Source organism: Variovorax sp. P5_A3 (genome assembly GCF_056400665.1).
In genome coordinates, this window is the sequence record NZ_JBFUKW010000011.1 from 164,355 (window position 1) to 188,092 (window position 23,738).

General features: G+C 65.5%; 21 protein-coding genes. 5 read left to right on the plus strand and 16 right to left on the minus strand.

Translation table 11 applies throughout. The annotated features are described in order from the left end of the window. Nucleotides 1–18 precede the first annotated feature (18 nt). The 3 genes from glgC to AC1D3B_RS19075 are packed head-to-tail and all read left to right on the plus strand — an operon-like array spanning nucleotide 19 to nucleotide 5,280. Nucleotides 19–1,314, plus strand: a complete 1,296-nt coding sequence (gene glgC / locus AC1D3B_RS19065) for a glucose-1-phosphate adenylyltransferase (RefSeq protein ID WP_478192224.1) — start codon at nucleotides 19–21, stop codon at nucleotides 1,312–1,314. A 2-nt stretch (nucleotides 1,315–1,316) separates the two neighbouring features. Next, a complete protein-coding gene (glgA, locus tag AC1D3B_RS19070) occupies nucleotides 1,317–2,777 on the plus strand; it encodes a glycogen synthase GlgA (protein WP_478192225.1) in 1,461 nt (486 codons plus the stop codon). A 31-nt stretch (nucleotides 2,778–2,808) separates the two neighbouring features. Further along, nucleotides 2,809–5,280 (plus strand): glycogen/starch/alpha-glucan phosphorylase, encoded by a 2,472-nt coding sequence (locus AC1D3B_RS19075; RefSeq protein WP_478192226.1) that lies wholly within the window; start codon nucleotides 2,809–2,811, stop codon nucleotides 5,278–5,280. Between the two features lie 117 nt (nucleotides 5,281–5,397). On the opposite strand, the gene AC1D3B_RS19080 is transcribed toward AC1D3B_RS19075, so the two are convergent. From AC1D3B_RS19080 to AC1D3B_RS19095, 4 genes are all read right to left on the minus strand, one after another. Further along, entirely contained in the window at nucleotides 5,398–5,850 is a 453-nt protein-coding gene (locus AC1D3B_RS19080; protein WP_478192227.1) for an ExbD/TolR family protein, read from the minus strand. A 14-nt stretch (nucleotides 5,851–5,864) separates the two neighbouring features. Then, on the minus strand, nucleotides 5,865–6,563 hold the full coding sequence (locus tag AC1D3B_RS19085) for a MotA/TolQ/ExbB proton channel family protein (protein ID WP_478192228.1): 699 nt from the start codon (nucleotides 6,561–6,563) through the stop codon (nucleotides 5,865–5,867). Nucleotides 6,564–6,670: 107 nt separating this feature from the next. Further along, entirely contained in the window at nucleotides 6,671–7,501 is an 831-nt protein-coding gene (gene dapB / locus AC1D3B_RS19090) for a 4-hydroxy-tetrahydrodipicolinate reductase (RefSeq protein WP_478192229.1), read from the minus strand. Nucleotides 7,502–7,568: 67 nt separating this feature from the next. Then, complete coding sequence (locus tag AC1D3B_RS19095; RefSeq protein ID WP_478192230.1) at nucleotides 7,569–8,135, minus strand: outer membrane protein assembly factor BamE; 567 nt, start codon at nucleotides 8,133–8,135, stop codon at nucleotides 7,569–7,571. Nucleotides 8,136–8,221: 86 nt separating this feature from the next. Between AC1D3B_RS19095 and fur the strand changes: the two genes are divergently transcribed. After that, a complete protein-coding gene (fur, locus tag AC1D3B_RS19100) occupies nucleotides 8,222–8,641 on the plus strand; it encodes a ferric iron uptake transcriptional regulator (RefSeq protein WP_478192231.1) in 420 nt (139 codons plus the stop codon). A gap of 109 nt (nucleotides 8,642–8,750) precedes the next feature. On the opposite strand, the gene hprK is transcribed toward fur, so the two are convergent. The 4 genes from hprK to AC1D3B_RS19120 all read right to left on the minus strand — a co-directional run bounded on the left by hprK (nucleotide 8,751) and on the right by AC1D3B_RS19120 (nucleotide 12,990). Next, nucleotides 8,751–9,710 (minus strand): HPr(Ser) kinase/phosphatase, encoded by a 960-nt coding sequence (hprK, locus tag AC1D3B_RS19105; RefSeq protein WP_478192232.1) that lies wholly within the window; start codon nucleotides 9,708–9,710, stop codon nucleotides 8,751–8,753. Nucleotides 9,711–9,738: 28 nt separating this feature from the next. Next, nucleotides 9,739–10,206: a PTS sugar transporter subunit IIA gene (locus tag AC1D3B_RS19110; protein ID WP_028251657.1), complete on the minus strand. Its 468-nt coding sequence runs from the start codon at nucleotides 10,204–10,206 to the stop codon at nucleotides 9,739–9,741. A gap of 94 nt (nucleotides 10,207–10,300) precedes the next feature. After that, complete coding sequence (gene hpf, locus AC1D3B_RS19115) at nucleotides 10,301–10,630, minus strand: ribosome hibernation-promoting factor, HPF/YfiA family (RefSeq protein ID WP_028251656.1); 330 nt, start codon at nucleotides 10,628–10,630, stop codon at nucleotides 10,301–10,303. A 248-nt stretch (nucleotides 10,631–10,878) separates the two neighbouring features. Then, nucleotides 10,879–12,990, minus strand: coding sequence for an ATP-dependent helicase (locus AC1D3B_RS19120; RefSeq protein WP_478192233.1), 2,112 nt, complete (start codon nucleotides 12,988–12,990; stop codon nucleotides 10,879–10,881). 211 nt (nucleotides 12,991–13,201) lie between these two features. Between AC1D3B_RS19120 and corA the strand changes: the two genes are divergently transcribed. Continuing rightward, on the plus strand, nucleotides 13,202–14,188 hold the full coding sequence (gene corA / locus AC1D3B_RS19125; protein WP_478192234.1) for a magnesium/cobalt transporter CorA: 987 nt from the start codon (nucleotides 13,202–13,204) through the stop codon (nucleotides 14,186–14,188). On the opposite strand, the gene AC1D3B_RS19130 is transcribed toward corA, so the two are convergent. From AC1D3B_RS19130 to AC1D3B_RS19165, 8 genes are all read right to left on the minus strand, one after another. Continuing rightward, a complete protein-coding gene (locus AC1D3B_RS19130; RefSeq protein WP_478192235.1) occupies nucleotides 14,181–14,951 on the minus strand; it encodes a 5'-methylthioadenosine/adenosylhomocysteine nucleosidase in 771 nt (256 codons plus the stop codon). The two genes, corA and AC1D3B_RS19130, sit on opposite strands and share 8 nt — an antisense overlap. 117 nt (nucleotides 14,952–15,068) lie before the next feature. Further along, nucleotides 15,069–16,688, minus strand: coding sequence for an ABC transporter substrate-binding protein (locus tag AC1D3B_RS19135; RefSeq protein WP_478192236.1), 1,620 nt, complete (start codon nucleotides 16,686–16,688; stop codon nucleotides 15,069–15,071). Nucleotides 16,689–16,702: 14 nt separating this feature from the next. Further along, the gene (locus tag AC1D3B_RS19140; RefSeq protein WP_478192237.1) at nucleotides 16,703–17,722 is read right to left on the minus strand and encodes a peptide ABC transporter ATP-binding protein; all 1,020 of its coding nucleotides are present in this window, start codon (nucleotides 17,720–17,722) and stop codon (nucleotides 16,703–16,705) included. Continuing rightward, nucleotides 17,719–18,738, minus strand: coding sequence for an ABC transporter ATP-binding protein (locus tag AC1D3B_RS19145; RefSeq protein WP_478192238.1), 1,020 nt, complete (start codon nucleotides 18,736–18,738; stop codon nucleotides 17,719–17,721). Before AC1D3B_RS19145 ends, AC1D3B_RS19140 begins: the two co-directional genes overlap by 4 nt. 1 nt (nucleotide 18,739) lies before the next feature. Further along, nucleotides 18,740–19,639, minus strand: coding sequence for an ABC transporter permease subunit (locus AC1D3B_RS19150; RefSeq protein WP_478192239.1), 900 nt, complete (start codon nucleotides 19,637–19,639; stop codon nucleotides 18,740–18,742). Continuing rightward, a complete protein-coding gene (locus tag AC1D3B_RS19155) occupies nucleotides 19,636–20,646 on the minus strand; it encodes an ABC transporter permease subunit (protein WP_478192240.1) in 1,011 nt (336 codons plus the stop codon). The genes AC1D3B_RS19150 and AC1D3B_RS19155 overlap by 4 nt, the downstream gene beginning before the upstream one ends. Nucleotides 20,647–20,702: 56 nt before the next feature. After that, nucleotides 20,703–22,385, minus strand: a complete 1,683-nt coding sequence (locus AC1D3B_RS19160; RefSeq protein WP_478192241.1) for a long-chain-fatty-acid--CoA ligase — start codon at nucleotides 22,383–22,385, stop codon at nucleotides 20,703–20,705. 116 nt (nucleotides 22,386–22,501) lie between these two features. Continuing rightward, a partial coding sequence (locus AC1D3B_RS19165) for an NAD(P)(+) transhydrogenase (Re/Si-specific) subunit beta (RefSeq protein WP_478192242.1) occupies nucleotides 22,502–23,738 on the minus strand: 1,237 nt, incomplete at its 5' end.

The following is a 23,738-nucleotide window of genomic DNA, read 5'->3' on the forward strand; positions in this document are numbered from 1 at the left end:
AACAAACGGAGACACCTGATGGCCGATATCGAACAACCGACATTGCAGGCTCACCAACTCGTCCGACGCACCATCGCCCTCGTGCTGGCAGGTGGACGCGGTTCCCGACTCAAGCAGCTCACCGATCGACGAGCCAAGCCGGCGGTCTATTTCGGCGGCAAGTTCCGGATCATCGATTTCGCGCTGTCGAACTGCCTGAACTCCGGCATCCGGCGGATGGCGGTCGTGACGCAATACAAGTCGCACTCGCTGATGCGCCACCTCCAGCGCGGATGGAGCTTTCTGCGGGCGGAGCTCAACGAGATGGTCGATGTGCTGCCGGCCCAGCAGCGCGTCGGCGACGAGCACTGGTATCGCGGCACGGCCGATGCGGTCTACCAGAACCTGGACATCATCCAGACCCGCTCGACGCCGCACGACTACGTGGTGGTGCTCGCGGGCGATCACGTCTACAAGATGGACTACTCGATCATGCTGATCGACCACGTCGCGCACGGCCTGGGCTGCACGGTAGGCTGCATCGAAGTGCCGCGCATGGAAGCGGTGGCCTTCGGCGTGATGGCGGTCGACGAGAACCGCAAGATCACCGAATTCCTCGAGAAGCCGGCCGATCCGCCCGCGATGCCGGGCCACCCCGACGTGGCCCTGGCCAGCATGGGCATCTACATCTTCGACTCCGAGTACCTCTATCGGCTGCTGGAGGACGACAGCGCCAACCCGGACTCGAACCACGACTTCGGCAAGGACATCATCCCGCGGGCTGTCGCCGAAGGCCGGGCGGTGGCCCATCCCTTCGGCATGTCCTGCGTGACGCGGGCCAGCCGCGGCGCCGATGCCAAGGCCTACTGGCGCGACGTGGGCACGATTGATGCATTCTGGGCAGCCAACCTGGACCTGGCCTCGATCACCCCCGAACTCGACATCTATGACACCGACTGGCCCATCTGGACCTACCAGCGGCAATTGCCGCCGGCCAAGTTCGTGCTCGATCGCGACGGCAAGCATGGCATGACCGTCAACACCATCGTCTCGGGCGGCTGCATCGTCTCGGGCTCCAAGGTGAGCAGTTCGGTGCTGTTCTCGGGTGTACGGGTGCATTCCTTCTGCGAGATCAACGAAGCGGTGCTCCTGCCGGATGTGGAGGTCGGTCGCGGCGCCCGGCTCAACAAGGTGGTGATCGACCGCGCCTGCGTGATTCCCGACGATATGGTGGTCGGCGAGGATCCGGTGGCCGACGCCGCGCGCTTCGAGCGCACGGAAGGCGGCGTGGTGCTGATCACGCGCGAGATGTTGAAACGCCTCGAGTTGCAGTAGGCATGAGGGTCCTCCAGGTCAGTGCCGAACTGTTTCCCCTGCTGAAGACGGGAGGGCTGGCCGACATTACGGGTGCGCTGCCGCTGGCGCTCGCGGCTGCGGGGCAGGAAGTGCGGGTGCTCCTGCCGGGTTTTCCGGCCATCGTCGCCGGCGTGAGCGACGCGGTGACTGTCGCCGAGTTCGCGGCACCGTGGGGCGACCGGGTCAATCTTCGCCTCGGCCGCATCGCGATCCCTGGCGCGCCGGCCATCGTGGCCTATGTGATCGATGCACCGTGGCTGTACGACCGGCCCGGCAACCCCTATGAAGACGCGGGCCGCCAGCCCTACGGCGACAACCACCGGCGCTTCGCATTGCTGGGCTGGGCTGCCGCGCAGATCGCACAAGGGCTGGACCCCACCTGGCAGCCCGAGATCGTGCACGCCCACGACTGGCATGCCGCGCTGGCACCGGCCTACCTGGCATTCGCGCAGCCCAATGGCCGCCCGCGGGTGGGCAGCGTGTTCACCGTGCACAACCTCGCCTACCAGGGGTTGTTCGCGCCTTCGCATTTTCCGGAGCTCGGCCTGCCTTCGGCGGCCTTCGGCATGAACGGCCTGGAGTACTTCGGGCAGTTGTCGTTCATGAAGGGCGGGCTCTGCTTCGCGGACCGCATCACCACGGTGAGCCCGACTTACGCGCGCGAGATCCAGACGCCCGAGCAGGGCTGCGGCCTCGATGGCCTGCTGCGCAGCCGCTCCCACGTGCTCACCGGCATCCTCAACGCGGTCGATCACCAGGTCTGGAATCCGGCCACCGACAAGCTGATTCCGCAGCGCTACGACTTGCGGCGGCTGGGCGGCAAGGCGCAGTGCAAGGTCGCTCTGCAGGAAGAACTCGGCCTGGCGCCACAAGCCGACGCGCCCTTGTTCGTGGTCGTGAGCCGGCTGACTGAACAGAAAGGCCTGCATCTCGTGCTCGGCGGGCTCGACGCGCTGCTGGCCCAGGGCGGCCAGTTTGCCCTGCTCGGCAGCGGCGACGGCCCGATGGAGTCGGCCTTCCGGCAGCGCGCTGCCGCCGCGCCGCAATCGGTCAGTGTCACGCTGGGCTACAGCGAGGCGCTCGCGCACCGCCTGTTCGGCGGTGGCGACGTCACGCTGGTCCCCTCGCTTTTCGAACCCTGCGGCCTGACGCAGATGTACGGGCTCAAGTACGGCAGCCTGCCGCTCGTGCACCGCGTCGGCGGCTTGGCCGACACAGTCGTCGATGCCACGCTGGAAGACATGGCCAGCGGCGAAGCCACCGGCTTTTCGTTCGACCACTTCGATGCCACCGGCTACACGCGCGCAGTTCGCCGCGCCTTCGCGCTCTACCGCCGGCCGACCGACTGGCGCGCCGTTCGCGCCAATGCCATGCGGCGCCCCGCCGACTGGGGCACCGCCGCAGCCCGCTACCTCGACGTCTACGCCGAGGCCCTTGCCTGAAGCTTGTCAGAGAACCCACACCGTTCGAATCATGACCATCGAAGACTTCAAGTACGACCACCCCGACCGTGACGTCGCCGCCTTCAAGCGCGCCGTCGCCAACAAGCTGATCTACGCGGTCGGCAAGGACCCCGTGGCCGCCAGTCCCGACGACTGGCTGCACGCCACCGCACTCGCCGTGCGCGACCAGATCGTCGAACGCTGGATGAGCACCACGCGGGCGACCTATGCGCAGCGACTCAAGCGCGTGTACTACCTGTCGATGGAATTCCTGATCGGGCGCACGTTCACGAACGCGCTGCTCGCCCTGGAATTGCAGGACACGGTGAAGCAGGCGCTGGCCGATTTCGGCGTCGACATCCAGGCGCTGGCCGAGCGGGAGCCCGATGCGGCCCTGGGCAACGGCGGCCTCGGCCGCCTCGCCGCCTGCTTTCTCGACTCGATGGCCACGCTGGGCGTGCCGGGCCTCGGCTACGGCATCCGCTACGAGTACGGCATGTTCCGCCAGCGCATCGTCGACGGCCAGCAGGTCGAGACGCCCGACTACTGGCTCACGCGCGGCAACCCCTGGGAATTCCAGCGGCCGGAAGTGACCTATCGCGTACGCTTCGGCGGCCACGTGCAGCGGCGCGAAGGCAAGACAGCCCCCTACGGCGCGGCGAACTGGGTCGACACCCACGACGTGCTGGCCGTGGCCTACGACACCATCATCCCCGGCTACGGCACGCAGGCCACCAACACGCTGCGCCTGTGGTCCGCCCGCGCGAGCGAGGAGATCGACCTCTCGGCCTTCAACCGCGGCAACTACATGGAGGCGGTGGAGAGCAAGAACCACTCGGAGAACGTCTCGCGGGTGCTCTACCCGGACGACTCCACGCCGTCCGGCCGCGAACTGCGGCTGCACCAGGAATACTTCTTCGTGAGCGCGAGCGTGCAGGACCTCGTGCGGCGCTACCTGCGCAACCACACCGACTTCGACGCGTTGCCCGACCAGGTCAGCATCCACCTCAACGACACGCACCCGGTGCTGGCCGTACCCGAGCTGATGCGCCTGCTGATCGACGAACACAACCTGCCCTGGGACACTGCGTGGGCGCACACGCAGAAGGTGTTCAGCTACACCAACCATACGCTGATGCACGAGGCGCTGGAGACCTGGCCGGTGGAGATGTTCGGGCGGGTGCTGCCGCGGCATCTGCAGATCCTCTTCGACATGAACTCGCGCTTTCTCGCGACGGTGACGCAGGCGCAGGGCCACGACGTGGAGTTGCTGCGCCGCCTGTCGCTGATCGACGAGTCCGGCGAGCGGCGCGTGCGCATGGCGTACGTGGCGGTGCTCGCCAGCCACTCGATCAACGGCGTGTCGGGGCTGCACTCGGAGCTCATGAAGCAATCGATCTTCGCCGACTTCGCGAAGCTGTTTCCGGAGCGCTTCAACAACAAGACCAACGGCGTGACGCCGCGCCGCTGGCTCGCGCAGGCCAATCCGCCGCTGGCGGCACTGCTCGACTCGCGCATCGGCCGCGGCTGGCGGCGCGACCTCACGCAGCTCGAGGTGCTGCGGCCCATGGCACAGCAGCACGCCTTCGTGCGCTCCTTCCGCCATGCCAAGCGCGAGAACAAGCTGCGGCTGGCCAACTGGATCGACGAGCACTTGCGCATCGACGTCGACACCGACGCGATGTTCGACGTGCAGGTCAAGCGCATGCATGAGTACAAGCGGCAGTTGCTCAACGTGCTGCACGTGATCACGCGCTACCACCGCATCCTCGACGCGCCGGATGCCGGCCATGTGCCGCGCGTGATGGTGTTCGCGGGCAAGGCGGCTTCGGCCTACCACATGGCGAAGCTGGTGATCCGGCTCATCAACGACGTGGCGCACGTGATCAACAACGACGAACGCGTGGGCAAGTTGCTGAAGGTGGTGTTCCTGCCGAACTACAGCGTCAGCCTGGCGGAAGTCATCATGCCGGCGGCGGACCTGTCGGAGCAGATCTCCACGGCCGGCACCGAGGCTTCGGGCACCGGCAACATGAAGTTCGCGCTCAACGGCGCATTGACCATCGGCACGCTCGACGGCGCCAATGTCGAGATGCGCGACTGCGTCGGCGCCGAGAACTTCTTCATCTTCGGCAACACCACGCCGCAGGTGGCGGACATTCGTGCGAGCGGCTACCAGCCGCGCGACATCTACGAAAGCAATCCGGAACTCCAGCGGGTGCTCGACAGCATCCGCGACGGGGCGTTCTCGCCCACCGAGCCGGCGCGCTACCAGCAGATCTACGACGCGCTGGTGAGCTGGGGCGACCACTACCTGCTGCTGGCCGACTACGCGAGCTACATCGAGGCGCAGGGGCGGGTCGATGCGCTCTACCGCGATCCGGATGCGTGGACGCGCATGGCGATCCTCAATGTGGCGGGCATGGGGACGTTCTCGTCGGACCGGACGATTGCGCAGTACGCCCACGAAATCTGGAAGACAAGACCTGTGGTGTTGAGCTGACCCCCAGGCTCGCGCACTTCGTGTCGCTCTCCACCCCCTTTCAGGGGGCAACACCTGCGGCCCGGCAAAGCCGGTTCCGCGGTGTTTCACCGACGGGCCTGCTTCGCGGCCTCGGATTCAGGGCTTTTTCTGCGGAGGCGCCTCGGTGACGAAACCTATTCGGGTGAGGCCGGCCTTGTTGGCGATGCCCATGAGTTCGACGACCTTGCCGTAGGAGACGGTCTGGTCGGCGCGGAGCTGGACTTCGGTGTCGCGGCTGGCGGCGGCGAGGCCGGTTGCCAACTCTTCCTGCGTGACCGGCTTGTCGTTCAGGAAGACCTTGCCCGTGGCATCGACAACGACGCTGACGAACTTTGGCGTGTCACCGGACTGGCCTGCGTCGGTGCGCGGCAGGTTGAGCTTGATCGAGCTGGCCATCAGCGGCGCGGTGATGATGAAGATGACCAGTAGCACGAGCATCACGTCGACCAAGGGCGTGACGTTGATGTCGGACAGCGGGCGCTGGCCGCCGGCGCCGGTCGATCGGCCGCCGGTGGCGATGCTGCCGAGCGATGTGCGACCGAAAGCCATTTGCTGCCGTTGGCTTACGCCGGCATCGGCCGCGCGGGCGGCAACTGCGCCTCGCGCGGGGCAGGCTCGCCGAGCATGCCCAGCAGGTCGTGCGCGAAGCCTTCGAGTTCGGCTTCGATTCGGCCGACCACGCGGCCGAACACGTTGTAGGCGAGGACGGCCGGAATGGCGACGGCAAGGCCGAAGGCGGTCATGATCAACGCCTCGCCGACCGGGCCGGCGACCTTGTCGATGGTGAAGCCGCCCGTTTCGCCGGCAATGCCGACCAGCGCGTGGTAGATGCCCCAGACCGTCCCGAGCAGTCCGACGAACGGGGCCGTGGCGCCCACCGTGGCCAGCAGGATCTGCCCGGCCTGCAACCGGCGCAGCGCCGCATGCAACGCATCGCGCAGGACGCGCGTGACGCGCTGCGCGCGGTCAACCGCGCCGCCCAGTGTCGATGCATCGCCATGCGCCGCGAGGTTCCGCACGGCACTCACCGCCGGCAGGACCAGCGCCGCACGATCGAAGGCCTTGAGGCTCTGTTCGGCATCGCCCAGCGATTTCGACTGCCAGAACGCCGCGATGCTCCGCACCACGTCGCGCGTACCGCCGCGCAAAAGCCACGCCTTCCAGAGAATCACCACCCAGCTCGATACCGACATGACCAGCAGCAACACGGCAATCGACCGGCTGACAGCATCGCCGTGCGCAAGCAACGCCAGAACGCTCATCGACTCTTAAACCAGGAACCCCGCGGAACCGGCTCTGCCGGGCCGCAGGGGTTGCCCCCCTGCAAGGGGGTGAGCGGCCACACGAAGTGGGCAAGCTTGGGGGTGTGTCATTTGAGCCCCAGAACGTCGAACATGTCGAACAGGCCGGCGCGCTGGCTTGCCAGAAAGCGAACGGCGCGCAGGCTGCCTTGCGCATAGGTCGCGCGGCTCGCCGACTTGTGCGTGATCTCGATGCGCTCGCCGGTGCCGGCGAACAGCACAGTGTGGTCGCCGACGATGTCGCCGCCGCGGATCGTGGCAAAGCCGATGGTCGACGGATCGCGTTCGCCGGTGACGCCTTCGCGTGCATAGACGGCGCAGTCCTTGAGGTCTCGGCCGAGCGCATCGGCGATCACCTCGCCCATCTTGAGTGCAGTGCCCGAGGGAGCGTCGACCTTGTGGCGGTGATGCGCCTCGATGATTTCGATGTCATAGCCGGTCGACAGCGCCTTGGCGGCCATCTCGAGCAGCTTGAAGGTGACGTTGACGCCCACGCTCATGTTCGGCGCCATGACGATCGCGATGTCCTTGGCGGCCGCGGCGATCTCGGCTTTCTGCGCATCGCTGAAGCCGGTGGTGCCGATCACCATCTGCACGCCGAGTTCGCGGCACACGGCGAGATGCGCCAGCGTGCCTTCGGGACGCGTGAAATCGATCAGGACCTGTGCGTCCTTGAGTCCGACGCGCAGGTCGGACGCGATCGGTACGCCGCTCGCGAAGCCGAGGAATGCGGCCGCATCGGTGCCGATCGCTGCGCTGCCCGCGACGTCGAGCGCACCGGCGAGGCGGCAGTCCGGCGCCTCCCGCACGGCTTCGATCAGCATGTGGCCCATGCGCCCGGAAGCGCCCGCGATCGCGATGCGCCGGGGGGAAGATGATGAAGAAGAAGAGTCGGTCACGCGTTTCAGCCCCTGGAAATGCGGAATTCGATAAAGAGCGCGGCGACCCCAGTCGGCCGGCGCGTCCTCAGCGCGATTCGAGCGGAGGATAGGCCGCGGGCAATGCCGGCGGGGGAGAAGGCGGCGTCGCGGGTGCATCGCCATCGGCCTTCTTGTCCTTGGAAGGATCGAACTTCTTGAGCTGGTCCTCGGACGCTTCCAACTCCAGCACCTTGGTGCTGCGTTTGCCGCGGTTGTCGAGCTGGGCAACGAACTCTTGCTCGCTGGGCATCGGGTCGCCTTCGAAGCGTTCGAGCAAATCGTCGTTGAAGTAGAGCGTCAGTCGGCGCTGCTGCGCCTCGACGCCTTGTCGCCGGATCGTGAACACATAGTCCCAGCGATTGGCATGGAAAACATCGGTCAGGAGCGACGTGCCGAGAATTTCGCGCGCCTGCTGGCGCGACATGCCGAGCTTGAGTGCCTCGACCTGTTCCTTGGACACGAAATTGCCCTGGACCACTTCGACCTTGTAGGGCGTCACGGCGGTCAGGGCGCTGCGCGCACTGTTCCCGACACTGCTGCAAGCGCCGAGACACAAGCTCGCCGCGACGGCGCCTAAAAGCGGCCAGAAGCGGCGTTGTGGAATGGCAGGCATGGAAAAAGGGTTGGGCGATATGATCAAATCATTGTAGCGGCTGGCCCCCGGCGGGCCCCTCCCGCACGGCCGGCGCAGGAACCACCATGGCGAACATCGACGAACTCAAGAACACCGGCCTCAAGGCCACCCTGCCGCGCCTCAAGATTCTCGAAATCTTCCAGAACGGCGGCCAGCGCCACATGACGGCGGAAGACGTGTTCCGCGTCCTCCTCAACGACCATTCCGACATTGGCCTGGCCACGGTCTACCGCGTGCTCACGCAGTTCGAGCAGGCTGGCATCCTCGAGCGCAGCCACTTCGAAAGCGGCAAGGCGGTCTACGAACTCAACGAGGGCAAGCACCACGACCACCTCGTGTGCACCTCGTGCGGCAAGGTCGAGGAGTTCTACGACGCGGAGATCGAGCGTCGCCAGCAGATGATCGCCAAGGACAAGGGCTGGATCCTGCAGGATCACGCCATGTCCCTCTACGGCCTCTGCGCCGACTGTACGAGCAAACATTGAGCTCGCCCCCAGGCTTGCTCACTTCGTGTAGCCGCCTACCCCCTGCCGGGGGCAACACTGGCGGCCCGGCGAAGCCGGTTCCGCGGTGTTTCTGGCGTCCATTGCCTGCTTAGTCGTCTTCGCGGGCGCTTTCCATCGCTTTGTGGTGGCGGGCGACGAAATCGGCGTAAGTGTCAATGCCGCGCAATTGCAGGATCGAATTGCGCACCGCAGCTTCGACCAGCACGGCGATGTTGCGGCCGGCCACGACCTGGATGATCACCTTGCGCACCGGGATGCCCAGGACATCCTGCGTGAGCGGGGCCGAGGGCATGCGTTCGTAGTCGCGCTCGAAGCTGTCGCGCCGCACCAGGTGGACGATCAGCTTGAGCCGCATCTTCCGGCGAACGGCCGTCTCCCCGAAGATGGCGCGGATATCGAGCAGGCCGATCCCGCGTACTTCGAGCAGGTTCTGCAGCAGTTCGGGACAGCGCCCTTCGAGCGTCGTCTGGTTGATGCGGTAGAGGTCGACGGCGTCGTCGGCGACGAGGCCGTTGCCGCGCGAAATCAGTTCGAGGCCGAGTTCGCTCTTCCCGAGCCCGGACTCGCCTGTGATCATCACGCCCAGTCCCAGGATGTCCATGAACACGCCGTGCATCGATGTGCGCTCGGCGAAGTGCTTGGAGAGATAGGCCCGCAGCAGATCGATCACGAAGGCCGACGATTCACGCGTAGCGAACAGGGGCAATTGCGCTCGCTCACAGATCGACAGGAGTTCGTCCGGGGCCGGCTGGCCGTCCGCCAGCACCAGCATCGGCGGCTCCAGGGTCACGATGCGGGCAACGCGGCGCACGCAGTCCTCGGGCGTGCCGCGCGTGAGGTACGCAACCTCGCGAGCGCCCAGGATCTGCACTCGGTAGGGGTGGATGTAGTTGAGGTAGCCCACCAGGTCGGCGGCTGACTGGGCCCGGCTGATGACGTCCGGGTCGAACTGGCGTTCCGACGCACCAAGGCCCGCCAGCCACTCCCACCGGAGCGACCCGCGGAACTCCTCGAACATCGCGTCGGCGCTGATGACGGTCGGCTTCATGCGCCAGACCGCCCAGCGCCCACGCGGATCAGGCGACCTGGGCGGATTGCCATCCTGCGATCAGGGCGTGCAGCGCCGCGGCGTCCGAACTCGACTTGATCTGCTCGCGCAGGTTGGCGTCGCTCAGGAGTTCGGCGATCTCGGAGAGTATTTCAAGGTGTTTCTGCGTGGCGGCTTCCGGCACGAGCAGGAAGATCAGCAGGACGACGGGCTGTTCGTCCGGCGCGTCGAACCCGATCGGATTCGCCAGCTGGAAGACAGCGGCCATCGGCGACTTGAGGCCCTTGATGCGGCCATGCGGAATGGCTACGCCGTGGCCAAGGCCAGTCGAGCCGAGGCGTTCGCGGGCAAAAAGGCTGTCGGTGATGAGGGCGCGGCCGAGGCCATGCAGGTTCTCGAACAGCAGGCCTGCTTCTTCAAAAGCACGCTTCTTGCTGGTGGCGTCAACGCTCACGAGCACTTGAGCGGGCGGCAGGATGGACGCGAGTCGGTTCATGTTGGGGGCAGGGCGGGGGCGATTATGCACCCACCCCGAAAAAAGCAAAGGGCCGCCCAAAGGCGGCCCGCAAGAGTATTTGCCCGGAGTGGTACTACATCACGCGCTTGGGCGCCGCATGATGATGGTCCTGCAGGCGGTCCTTGTGGCGGACGACCTGCCTGTCGAGCTTGTCGACCAACTCGTCGACGGCAGCGTAGAGATCAGCGTGACTCGACTCCGCGAACATGTCATTGCCCTTGACGTGAATGTTGCATTCGGCGCGTTGCCGGCGTTCCTTTTCCTTCTGCTTTTCCACCGTGAGGATCACCTTGACATCGACCACCTGGTCGAAATGTCGGGTGATGCGATCCAGCTTGTTCGTAACGTAGCTGCGCAAGGCGGGAGTGACGTCGAGGTGATGACCGCTGATCGTCAAATTCATGAATGACCTCCTGGAATTGACGGTTGGGGAAAAAGCCGTTCCTCACGGGGAGGAACAGCCGGGGAATGAAGTCGGAGTGGGGAGAAAGAGGGGGAGAGAAGGAGAGAGGAAGGCGGGAAAAGGCGGGAAGGTCGGTTCACTATGCCCACGCTGTCATCGAATTGCAATCTTTCCGAACACGTACAAAGGGCCATTCCCCGTAGGGGATTCCCCGCACTATGATTTGAAAGTTCTCATCCGGGCGAGCGTCACCGCCATGCAGCGCGCATCCGGCTGAGCAGGTCGATCGTGGCCGCTGGCGGTGGTACGTGCGGCGCACGCTCCGGCGGCACCGGCCAGGTCTGCTGCTCGAAGCGTTCGGCGTCGGACGCCGTGATGAAGCGCGTGCGACCCGCATACAGGTGTCGATCGCCGCGTGCCGCCTGCTGCGTGACGTAGAAGCGCTGGGGCACCAGCAGATGCAGGTGATCGCGTGCCCGGGTCATCGCGACATAGAGCAGGCGCCGCTCCTCTTCGAGCTCCTGCGCACCCTGCGCGACGTCCGCAGGGATGCAACCGTCGACCACGTTCAGCACATGCACCGACGTCCACTCCTGCCCTTTGGCCGAGTGGATGGTCGAGAGGATCAGGTAATCCTCGTCGAGCAGCGGAGGCCCCGGCCGATCGCTCGTGGCTTCGGGCGGGTCGAGGGTGAGTTCGGTCAGGAATCGCTCGCGCGACGCGTAGCCGGACGCCAGCCGCGCCAACTGCTCGACGTCGCCGCGGCGTAGGCCCGCGTCGTCGTGAAGGCGTTCCAGATGGGGCAGATACCACTGGAGCGCGAGGTCCATGTCGGCCGGCCAGGCCAGATCCGGAGCCCGAAGCGCCGCATAGATGGCGGCGAACCGCGCCCACTCGACTTGGGCAGCCGACGGCGCCACGAAGGCCTGCACGACCGCGCCGGGCTCGGCCGCTTCCGCCATCGCGTCGAGCAGCCGCGTGGACGTGACCGGTCCAATCCCGGGTATCAGTTGCGTGACGCGGAAGCCGGCCATCCGCCCTCGCGGATTCTGCGCGAACCGCAGCACGGCGAGCAGGTCCTTCACATGCGCGGCTTCGAGGAACTTGAGCCCGCCGTACTTGACGAACGGAATGTTGCGCCGCGCCAGTTCGAGTTCGAGCGCGGCACTGTGCGTCGAGGTCCGAAACAGCACCGCCTGGGACCTCAACGCCAGCCCACCCTCGCGATGCGCGAGCACGCGATCCGCCACCCAGCGGGCCTGTTGCGCCTCGTCGGGCACCAGTACGAGTTGTGGGCGGCCTGCCGAGGGCTTGTCGGTCCAGAGCGTCTTTGCGTGGCGCTCCGAGGCGGCGGCGATCACCGCGTTCGACACATCCAGGATGGGTTGCGTCGAGCGGTAGTTGCGTTCGAGCGTGACGATGCGCGCCGCCTGGATGAATTGCTGCGGGAAGTCGAGGATGTTGCGTACTGTTGCGCCACGAAACGAGTAGATCGACTGCGCGTCGTCCCCCACCACCGTCACGCCACGGCCGTCCGGCTTGAGCGAACGCAGGATGGCGGCCTGCAGCAGGTTGGTGTCCTGGTACTCGTCGACCAGCACATGGTCGAAGCGCGCGCCGACGTGCCCGGCCAGCGACGGCTCGGCGACCATTTCAGCCCAGTAGAGCAGCAGGTCGTCGTAGTCGAGCACGTGCTGCTGCTGCTTGGCCTCCACATAGGCGCCGAACAGCCGCTTGAGTTCGGCCTCCCACTCGGCGCACCACGGGAAGGCGTGCTTGAGCACCTCCGCCAGCGGTGCGCAGGTATTGACGGTGCGTGAATAGATAGAGAGACAGGTGCCCTTCTGCGGAAACCGCCGCGTTGTGGACGACAGGCCAAGGTCATTGCGCACCAGTCCCATCAGATCCTCGGCGTCGCCCCGATCGTGAATGGTGAAGTTCTCGTTGAGTCCCACCTGCGCCGCGTACTCGCGCAGCAGTCGCGCGCCGATACCGTGGAAGGTGCCGGCCCACGGCAGCGCTGGCGGCGCCTCCGATTTCAGGCCGAGCACGCGCGCAAGCACCTGCCCCGCCCGGCGCTCCATCTCCTGCGCGGCACGGCGAGAGAAGGTCAGCAACAGGATCCGCTGCGGATCGACGCCGCGCGCGATCAGGTGGGCCACGCGGTGCGCCAACGTGCTGGTCTTTCCGGAACCCGCGCCGGCGATCACGAGCAACGGTCGATCGTCCTGTTGCGCGTCGCCCAAGGCGGCATCCACACCGTGCTCCACCGCTGCGCGCTGTTCTTCGTTGAGTTGGGCAAGCGCGGCCGCGAGACGCTCTGCCTGGGTGGCGGGAATGAGTTTCGCGACGCTCTGCATCAGCGCGACTTTACTGTATGTCCATCCAGACACCGTCATCAATTCTCGAAGGGCGGATGACATAATCGCGCCTCGCTGCAACCGGAGCCTTTCACATGGAAACCGACCCGTCTCGGCAGCTTTCACTTCCCCCCTGACACGTCCGTTGGCGAGGGAGTTGAAAGCGCCCCACCCCTTCGCCCAACCGCAAGACCATTCACGGGAGTGAGCCATGCTCAACATCTTCACGCTCGCCAACGGTCGCCTCGTCCAGGAAGAGATCGAGGCGCTCGAAGAGCTTTCACAGTTCCAGCCGATCTGGGTCGACCTCGAATCGCCCACCCTCGAGGAAAAGCGCTGGATCAAGCAGTACTACGGCCTTTCCATCCCCGAAGACGCGATGGACGAGGACATCGAGGAATCGGCGCGCTTCTACGAAGAGGACAACGGCGAACTCCACATCCGCAGCGACTTCCTGATCGACGACGACGAGAACCCGCGGTCGGTGCGCGTCGCCTTCATCCTCAACCAGCACAACACGGAACTGCGCAGCCGCGGCGTGCTGTTCTCGATCCACGACGAGGACGTCCCGGTGTTCCGCCTGTTGCGGATGCGCGCACGCCGCGCGCCCGGTCTGATCGAGGATGCCAAGGAAGTGCTGCTCAAGCTGTTCGACGCCGACGCCGAATACTCGGCCGACACGCTCGAGAACATCTACGACGAACTCGAGGCCGCCGGCAAGAAGGTGCTCTCGGGCAACGTGAGCGACGAACTGGCCGGCGAAGTGCTCGGCGCGATCGCGCGGCAGGAAGACTTGAACGGGCGCATCCGCCGCAACGTCATGGACACCCGCCGCGCGGTGAGCTTCATGATGCGAAGCCGCATGCTCAACGCCGAGCAATTCGAGGAAGCGCGGCAGATCCTTCGCGACATCGAATCGCTGGACAACCACACGGCCTTCCTCTTCGACAAGATCAACTTCCTGATGGATGCGACCGTCGGTTTCATCAACATCAACCAGAACAAGACCATCAAGATCTTCTCGGTCGCGAGCGTGGCCCTGCTGCCGCCGACCCTGATCGCGAGCGTCTACGGCATGAACTTCAAGTTCATGCCCGAGCTCGACCTGACCTACGGCTACGCCTATGCGGTCGTGCTGATGATCGCGAGCGCGCTGGTGCCCATGTGGTACTTCCGCCGCCGCGGCTGGCTCAAGTAGGCGCGTCCGTCGGCAACGTGGCGAGCCACGCATCGACCAGCGCAAGGCTGTAGCGGCTCGCCACCGACGAGACGAAGCGCGTGAAATCGCCATGGGCCGCGTCGTCGGCCCGATCCGAGATCGTCCGCACCGCGGCGAAAGGCACGCCGTAGTCGTGGCACACCTGGGCCACCGCGGCGCCCTCCATCTCCACCGCGAGCGCGTCGGGCAATGCGCGGCGCAGCGCATCGCTTTCGGCCGAAGTCGAGACGAAGCGGTCCCCGCTCACGAGAAGACCGCGATGAACCTTCGGCGCAACCAGGCCGAAGTCCTCGACTACCTTTTCGCCCAGCAGGGTCACCGGATCGCTCAGCACGTCGGCGGCCACGACCGCCAGCACATCGCTGATCGCGGTGTCGGCCGCGAAACGCGCATGGCCTGTCAGCGGCACTTCGTACTTGGGAAAGATCGGCGAGGCATCGAGGTCGTGCTGCAGGAGCCGGGTCGCGACGACCACGTCGCCGACTTCGACACCGGGCGCCAGTCCGCCTGCGACGCCCGTGAACACGATGGCCCGCACGCCGAACCGCTCCATGAGCACCGTCGCCGTCGTGGCCGCAGCGACCTTGCCGATGCGCGACAAGACCGCGACGACGAGCTGCCCCTGCAGATGGCCCACCCAGTAGTCCCGGCCCGCAACGCGGATGCGCTGCTCGTCAGGCATCTGAGCAAGCAGCGCCGCCAATTCCTCATGCATCGCAGCCACGATGGCGATAGGGTTCATGTTGCTCGCCCCCAGGCTACGCGCACTTCGTGTCGCTTCGCTCACCCCCTGCCGGGGGCAACACCAGCGGCCCGGCAAAGCCGGTTCCGCGGCGTTCCGCGTCGCGGGGAAACTTCACTACTTGATGTCCACACCGTAGAAGGTGTGACGGCCGAAGGGACTCAACTTGAAGTCCACCACTTCCTTGCGAACGGGCTTCAACTGAACCGCGTGCGCGATCGTGAACCACGGGGCCTGTTCCTTGAAGATCACCTGGGCCTTCTTGTAGAGCGCATCACGCTCGGCCTGCTTGGGCACGTTCTTCGCCTGCACGACCAGGTCCTCGTAGGGCTTGTAGCAGAACTTCGCCACGTTGCTGCCGTTCGATTGCGCGGACGCGCAGCCCAGCAGCGTGTACATGAAGTTGTCCGGATCGCCGTTGTCGCCCGTCCAGCCCAGCATGCCCATCTGGTGCTCGCCGGCCTGCATGCGCTTGCGGTATTCACCCCATTCGAAGGACTTGATCTCGGCCTTGACGCCGATCTTCGCGAGGTCGGCCTGCATCAGTTCGGCGATGCGCTTGGCGTTCGGGTTGTAGGGACGCTGCACGGGCATCGCCCACAGGTCGGCGGTGAAACCATCCGGGTAGCCCGCCTGCGCCAGCAGCTTCTTGGCGGCTTCGGGATCGTACGGATCGTCCTTGACGGCATCGTTGTACGACCACATGGCCGGCGGGATCGGGTTCTTCGCGGCCACGCCAGTGGTCAGGTAGACACCGTCGATGATGGCCTTCTTGTTGATCGCCATGTTGAGCGCCTTGCGCACGCGCACGTCGTCGAAGGGCTTCTTCTGCGTGTTGTAGGCGAGGTAGCCAACGTTGAGCCCCGCTTGTTCCAATACCTGCACGTTGGGATCCTTGCGGATCGCGTCCAGGTCGGCGGGGTTCGGGTAGGGCATCACGTGGCACTCGCCCTTCTGCAGCTTGGCCCAGCGCACCGATGCGTCGGGCGTGATCGCGAAGATCAGGTCGTCGATCTTCGCCTTGCCTCCCCAGTACTGCGGAAAGGCCTTGAAGCGCACGATGGCGTCCTTCTGGTACTGCACCAGATAGAACGGGCCGGTGCCGATCGGATCCTGGTCGACCTTCTCAGGCGTGCCGGCCTTGAGCATCGCGATCGCGTATTCCTTCGACTGGATGCCGGCATAGGGCATCGCGAGATTGGCGAGGAAGGGCGCCTCGGGCTTGTTCAGCACGAACTTCACCGTGTAGTCGTCGATGCGATCGATCGACTTCAGCAGCTTGGGCATGCCCATGTCGTTGAAGTACGAGTGGTTCGTGCTCGTGACCTTGAAGAACGGGTCGTTCTCCTTCCACTGCCGCTCCATCATGAAGATGACGTCGTCGGCATTGAAGTCACGGGTCGGCTTGAAGCTCTTCGCCGTGTTGTGCCACTTGACGCCCTTGCGCAGCTTGAAGGTGTACTCCAGGCCGTCGGGCGAGATGGTCCAGCTTTCGGCCAGGCCGGGGATGACCTTCGTGCCGCCGCGCTCGAACTCGACGAGGTTGTTGTAGACCTGCGTGGTGACGTCGAACGAGGTTCCCGTCGTGTTCACCGCGGCATAGAAGTTCTCCGGACTGCCTTCGGAGCAGAAGACCAGTGTCTTGGCCGACGCCGCGCCGCAAGCGAGCGCGAGCGCGGCGGGCGCGAGGAGCGCAGCGGCGCGCAGCCGGCGCGAAGTGTTGGAAGTGGGGGGCATGTCGGTCGACTCCTTCAGGGTTGAATCCGCGCAGACGCGGGCAGGGAATGATCGGCGCGGACCTCCGCCGCGCCATCGAGAAACTTTTCGGCGTGGTGGCAGGCCACCATGCGTTCGTCCAGCAGGCGCGGCAGCGGGCGTTCCGTGCGGCAGCGCTCGGTGGCATGCGCGCACCGCGTGTTGAACACGCATCCCGGCGGCGGCGCCAGCGGCGAGGGCAGTTCCCCCTTGAGTACGATGCGCTCGGAAGCAAGGCCCGGCGTCGATGCCAGCAGCGCCTGCGTATACGGGTGCAGAGGCCGCACGAAGATGCGCGCCTTCGGGCCCTGCTCCACGGCATGGCCAAGGTACATCACGAGCACGTCGTGCGCGATGTGGCGCACCACGCCAAGGTCGTGCGAGATGAACAGATAGGACAGCCCAAGTTCGGCCTGCAAGTCCGCGAGCAGGTTCAGCACCTGCGCCTGGATGGACACGTCGAGTGCCGACACCGGTTCATCGGCCACCAGCAAGCGCGGATCGAGCATCAGCGCGCGCGCGATCGCGATGCGCTGGCGCTGGCCGCCCGAGAACATGTGGGGATAGCGGTTGGCGTACTCGGGCCGGAGCCCGACGCGCGCCAGCATGTCGCGCGCCTTCGCGGCGCGCTCCGACTTGCCGAGCGTCGTGTTGATCGCCAGCGGATCCTCGAGCACGGCCGAGATCTTCTTGCGCGGATTGAGCGAGCCGTACGGGTTCTGGAACACCAGTTGCACGGCCCGCCGCAACTCGCGCCGGCGCTCGGAAGGCGGGTTCACCGCGTCGTTGCCCACCAGCGTCAGCGAACCCGCCGTCGGCTTCTCGATCAGCGCCACCATGCGCGCCAGCGTCGACTTGCCGCAACCCGATTCGCCGACCACCGCGAGCGTCCGACCTTTCTCCAGCCTGAACGAAATGTCTCCGACGGCCTGCAAATGCGCAGGTGCACGAAACAATCCGCGTCGAACCGAATAGACACGTTGCAGGTTCTGCGCCTCCACGACGACGTCGTTCATCGCACGAACTCCACCACCTGTGCGCCGTCACGCGCCAGCGCTGCGTCGCGCTGAGGATCGCCGAGCGCGTAGTGGCAACGCACCTGCCCGCCCATCCATTCGCGCAATGCAGGCCGCACCGTGCGCGAATGCTCCGTCGCATAACCGCAGCGCGGCGCGAAGAGACAACCGGTGGGCCGGTCGTGCACGCCCGGTACCACGCCGGAAATCGTGGCGAGCCGCCCCTCGCCCGCCGTGCGCTCCGGCAGCGCGGCCAGCAAGGCGGCGGTGTAGGGATGCTGAGGCGCCGCGAACAGTTCGGAGACGCTGCGTTCCTCCATGACCTGGCCCGCATACATGACGGCCACGCGCTGCGCCATCTCGCTGACGACGCCCATGTTGTGAGTGATCAGAACGAGGCCCATGCCACGCTCTTTCTGCAAGCTGCGCAACAGGTCGAGAATCTGGGCCTGGATGGTCACGTCGAGTGCGGTGGTCGGCTCGTCGGCGATCAGAAGGCGCGGGTTGCACGCGATTGCCATCGCGATCATCACGCGCTGGTTCATGCCGCCGGAAAGCTGGTGCGGGTAGCTGTTGAGCCGCGACGAGGCTGCGGGGATGCCCACCTGCTCGAGCAACTCGGTCGCACGCTTCTTCGCCTCGCGCTTGTCGAGGTTCAAGTGCAGTCGCAGCGTCTCCATCAACTGCCAGCCGATCGTGAAGCAGGGGTTGAGGCTGGTCGTCGGCTCCTGGAAGATCATCGCAACGTCCTTGCCGACGAGCTTGCGCCGCTCGCGATCGGAGATGCCGAGAAGATCCTGGCCGGCGAAGCGCAGATGCTCGGCGCGCACTCGGCCGGGCCAGCCGATGAGACCCATCAGCGCCATCATCGTCACGCTCTTGCCCGAGCCCGATTCGCCGACGATGCCGAGCACCTCGCCCTCCTCCAGGCGAAGCGTCACGCCATCGACGGCATGCAGCGTGCCGCCTTGCGTGGGGAATTCCACGTGAAGATCGCGGATATCAAGCAAGGGCATGTCAGCGTTTCAGTTTGGGATCGAGGGCATCGCGGAGACCATCGCCCAGCAGATTGAATGCGAGCACGGCGGCAAGGATCGCGAGACCCGGGAAGGTGACAACCCACCACGCGCGCAACACGAACTCGCGTGCATCGGCGAGCATGGTTCCCCATTCCGGCGAAGGCGGCTGCGCGCCGAGACCGAGAAAGCCGAGCGCCGCCGCATCGAGGATGGCCGTCGATATGCCCAGCGAGGCCTGCACGATGAGCGGCGCGGCGCAATTGGGCAGCACCTCACGGAACATCAGGCGCAGCGTGCCCGCGCCGCTCACGCGCGCGGCTGTCACGTAGTCGCGCGAGACTTCGGAGATCACGGCGGCCCGCGTGATGCGAACGTAGTGCGGCAGCACCACGATCGCGACCGCCAGCATCGCGTTGATCAGGCCCGGCCCGAGGATCGCGACGATCACGATCGCGAGCAGCAGGCTCGGCAGCGTGAGGATCACATCCATGAGCCGCATGATCGCGATCTCGAGCACGCCGCGAAAGAAACCTGCGATCAGCCCCAGCGTGATGCCGGCCGCGACCGAGATCGCGACCACCGCGATGCCGATCGACAGCGAGAGCCGCGAGCCATACATGAGCCGCGAAAGGATGTCGCGGCCGATGGCATCGGTGCCGAGAAGGTGCGTGATCGAGCCGCCTTCCTGCCACGCGGGTGGCCGAAGGAAAGCGGTGCTGTCCGTCTGGTTGGGCGCATGCGGCGCGATCCACGGCGCGAACAAGGCCACCAGCAGCAGGAAGACGACCACACCCAGCCCGATGACCGCGCCGCGATTGGCCGAGAACGAGCCCCAGAACTCGCGCCAGGGTCCGGGCGGCGCCGTGCTTTTCTCGCTGGGAACCGTGATAGTGCTCATCGCGCTTGCCTGATGCGAGGATTGATGAAACCGTAGGCGAGGTCGACCACGACATTGACCACCATCACGATGACGCCGAGCAGCAGCATGCCGCCCTGCAGCACCGGATAGTCGCGCCGGCCGATGGCTTCGATCAGCCATTTGCCGACTCCGGGCCAGGAAAAGATGGTTTCGGTCAGGATGGCGCCGGTGAAGAGCACGCCGACCTGCAGGCCAATTACCGTGACTACCGGAATCAACGCATTGCGCAGCGCATGCACGCCCACCACGCGAAGTGGGGCAAGGCCCTTCGCCCGCGCGGTACGGATGTAATCCTCGCCGAGCACCTCGAGCATGGCCGACCGCGTCATGCGCGCGATCACCGCCAGCGTGTTGGTGCCGAGCACGATGGCCGGCAGGATCAGGTGCTGAAGCGCCGAGAAGAAGGCGCCCTTGTCATCCGACAGCAACGAATCGATCAGCAGGAAGCCGGTGACCGGCTCGATGTAGTACTGCACCGCGATGCGGCCCGAGACCGGCGTCCATCCGAGCTGCACTGAAAAGAACAGGATCAGCAGCAGACCCCACCAGAAGATGGGCATCGAGTAGCCCGTGAGCGAGGTGGCCATCACGCCATGGTCGAACAGCGAGTTGCGCTTGACCGCCGCGATGATGCCCGCCGGAATGCCGAGCAGCAGCGCAAAGAGGATGGCGCAGACAGCCAGTTCGACCGTGGCCGGAAACAGCGAGAGGAACTCGCTCATCACCGGCTCCTGGGTGATGACCGACTTGCCCAGGTCGCCGTGCATCACGCGCTCGATGTAGATGCCGTACTGCGTGAAGAGCGGCTTGTCGAGTCCGTAGTCCTTCAACAGTTGCGCATGGCGCACCGGATCGATGCCGCGCTCGCCTGCAAGCGTCTCGATGGGATCACCCGGCACCAGCCGGATCAGAAAAAATGCGAGCAGCGTCATGCCGATGAAGGTCGGCACGAGAAGGCTGGCGCGTGTCAGTATGAATCGGAACATGCAGTCCCAATATGCAAGAGCGATGCCGGGTCCGGTCCCCGGCCGAACCCTTACTCCTACTTCTTGAGGTCGCGCAGTTCGCGTCGCAGGATCTTGCCCACCGGTGTCTTGGGAAGGTCGGTGCGGAATTCGATCACACGCGGCTGCTTGTAGCCGGTGAGATTCGCGCGGCAGAACTCGCGCACCTCGGCTTCGGTGAGATCGGGATTCTTCTTGACGATCACGAGCTTCACGGCCTCGCCGGTCTTGTCGTCGGCAATGCCGACCGCGGCGCATTCGAGCACGCCTGGAATCTGTGCGACTACGTCCTCGATCTCATTGGGGTACACGTTGAAGCCCGAGACCAGGATCATGTCCTTCTTGCGGTCGACGATCTTGAAATAGCCGCGCTCGTCGACCACGCCGACATCGCCGGTCTTGAAGTAGCCATCGGCCGTCATGACCTTTGCCGTTTCGTCGGGCCGTTGCCAGTAGCCGGCCATCACCTGCGGCCCCTTGACGGCGACTTCGCCCGCCTGGCCCGGCGCCACTTCGTTGCCGTCGTCGTCGAGCAGCTTCACGTAGGTGCTGGGCAAGGGCACGCCAATGGTGCCCGTGTAGGCGATGCTCGTCGTCGGATTGCAGGTGACGGAAGGCGAAGTCTCCGACAGGCCATAGCCTTCGCAGATTGGGCAGCCCGTCTTGTCGAGCCACAGCTTGGCCACCGCGCCCTGCACCGCCATGCCGCCGCCCACGGAGACCTTCAGGTTCTTCCAGTTGACTGTGTTGAAGTCGGGATGGTTGGCGAGGCCATTGAAGAGCGTGTTGACGGCGGGAAAGCTGTGGAAGGTGTGCTTCGACAGTTCCTTCAGCACGCCCGCGATGTCGCGCGGATTCGGGATCAGGATCAGCTTTCCGCCCGTGCGCATGCTCAGCATCATGTTCACCGTGAAAGCGAAGATGTGATACAGCGGCAACGCACAGACACTCGTGGGCTGCTCGTTGGCCGGCACCTTCTGCATGACCGGATCGTTCCAGGCTTCGGACTGCAGCACGTTGGCGATCACGTTGCGATGCAGCAGCACGGCACCCTTCGAAACCCCCGTCGTACCGCCGGTGTACTGCAGCACCGCGACGTCGTCGGGCCCGATGGCCACGGGCTTGGCCGCGGCGCGGCCCGCACCCTTTTCGAGGGCGTCGTTGAAGCGCACCGCGCCGGGCAGGCTGTACGCAGGCACCATCTTCTTGACGTTGCGCACCACGTAGTTGACCAGCGCACCCTTCAGCAGGCCCAGGCGATCCCCCATCGAGGCCAGCACGATGTGCTTGACCGGCGTCGCCGCCAGGCATTGCTGCAGCGTCGTGCCGAAGTTCTCCATGATGACGATCGCCTTGGAGCCCGAATCCTTGAGCTGATGCTCCAGTTCCCGCGGCGTGTAGAGCGGGTTCACGTTGACGAGGATCAGGCCGGCACGAAGCAGGCCCGCCACCGCGATCGGGTACTGCGGGCAGTTGGGCATCATCACCGCGACACGGTCGCCCTTGACGAGGCCGAGACCCTGGAGGTAGCCACCGAAAGCGCGGCTTTGAAGGTCGACTTCCGCGTAGCTGATGTCCTTGCCCATGAAGCTGTAGGCCGTGCGATCGGCATACTTGGAAAAGCTTTCTTCCATCAGCGCGACCAGCGAGGGATAGTGCGAGGCGTCGATGTCGGCGGGCACGCCTTGCGGGTAGCTGCCAAGCCAGGGGCGATCAATCACTTCAGTCTCCAGTGCGAATCTTTGTAACGAAATTTGCCGCCATCGTAACTTGAGCTTCGGATGCGGCACGGGCCGCGACACTGCGCGGCCCGTGGTTTCTTGAGCGGCGCCGAAATTTACTCGATCGCCTTGGCCATGTCCTCGACCACCTTCTTGGCGTCGCCGAAGACCATCATGGTCTTGTCCATGTAGAACAGCTCGTTGTCCAGCCCCGCGTAGCCCGCGGCCATGGAGCGCTTGTTCACGATCACCGTCTTGGCCTTGTAGGCCTCCAGGATCGGCATGCCGTAGATCGGCGTGCCCTTCTGCAGCGCGGCCGGGTTCACCACGTCGTTGGCCCCCAGGATGATCGCGACGTCGGCCTGGCCGAACTCGCCGTTGATGTCCTCCATCTCGAAGACCTGGTCGTAGGGCACCTCGGCCTCGGCCAGCAGCACGTTCATGTGGCCTGGCATGCGGCCTGCCACCGGATGGATCGCGTACTTCACCGTCACGCCATGCTCGGTGAGCTTGGCCGCGAGTTCCTTCACCGCGTGCTGGGCCCGYGCCACGGCAAGACCGTAGCCCGGCACGATGATCACGGTCTCGGCGTTGGAGAGCACGAAGGCCGCGTCGTCCGCGCTGCCGCTCTTGACCGGGCGCTGCTCCTTGGCGCCGGTGGCCGCGCTCGCCGCCTCGCCGCCGAAGCCGCCCAGGATCACGTTGAAGAACGARCGGTTCATCGCCTTGCACATGATGTAGCTCAGGATCGCACCCGAGGAGCCCACCAGRGAGCCCGCCACGATCAGCATCGCGTTGTTCAGGCTGAASCCGATGCCCGCGGCCGCCCAGCCCGAGTAGCTGTTGAGCATCGACACCACCACCGGCATGTCCGCCCCGCCGATCGGGATGATGATCAGCACGCCCATCACGAAGGCCAGCACCAGCATCGCGAGGAAGGCCGCCCAGCTCTCCGTGGCCATGTAGACCAGCCCGAGCGCGATGGTCAGCAGGCCCAGCACGAGGTTGAGCATGTGCTGGCCCTTGAACTGCACCGGAGCGCCCTGGAACAGGCGGAACTTGTACTTGCCCGAGAGCTTGCCGAAGGCGATCACCGAGCCGCTGAAGGTGATGGCGCCGATGGCCGCACCCAGGAAGAGCTCCAGCCGGTTGCCCGCAGGAATGGCATAGCGCAGGAAGCCGTCGACGATCATCGCGCCCTCGGGCGTGTTGACCGTGCCGGTCGCCGCCACCGGCAGGGGCGTGATGCCGAAGGCCCAGGGCTCGACCACCGCGGCGACCGCGATGAAGACCGCCGCCAGCCCGATCATGCTGTGGAAGAACGCGACCAGTTCGGGCATCTGCGTCATCTCG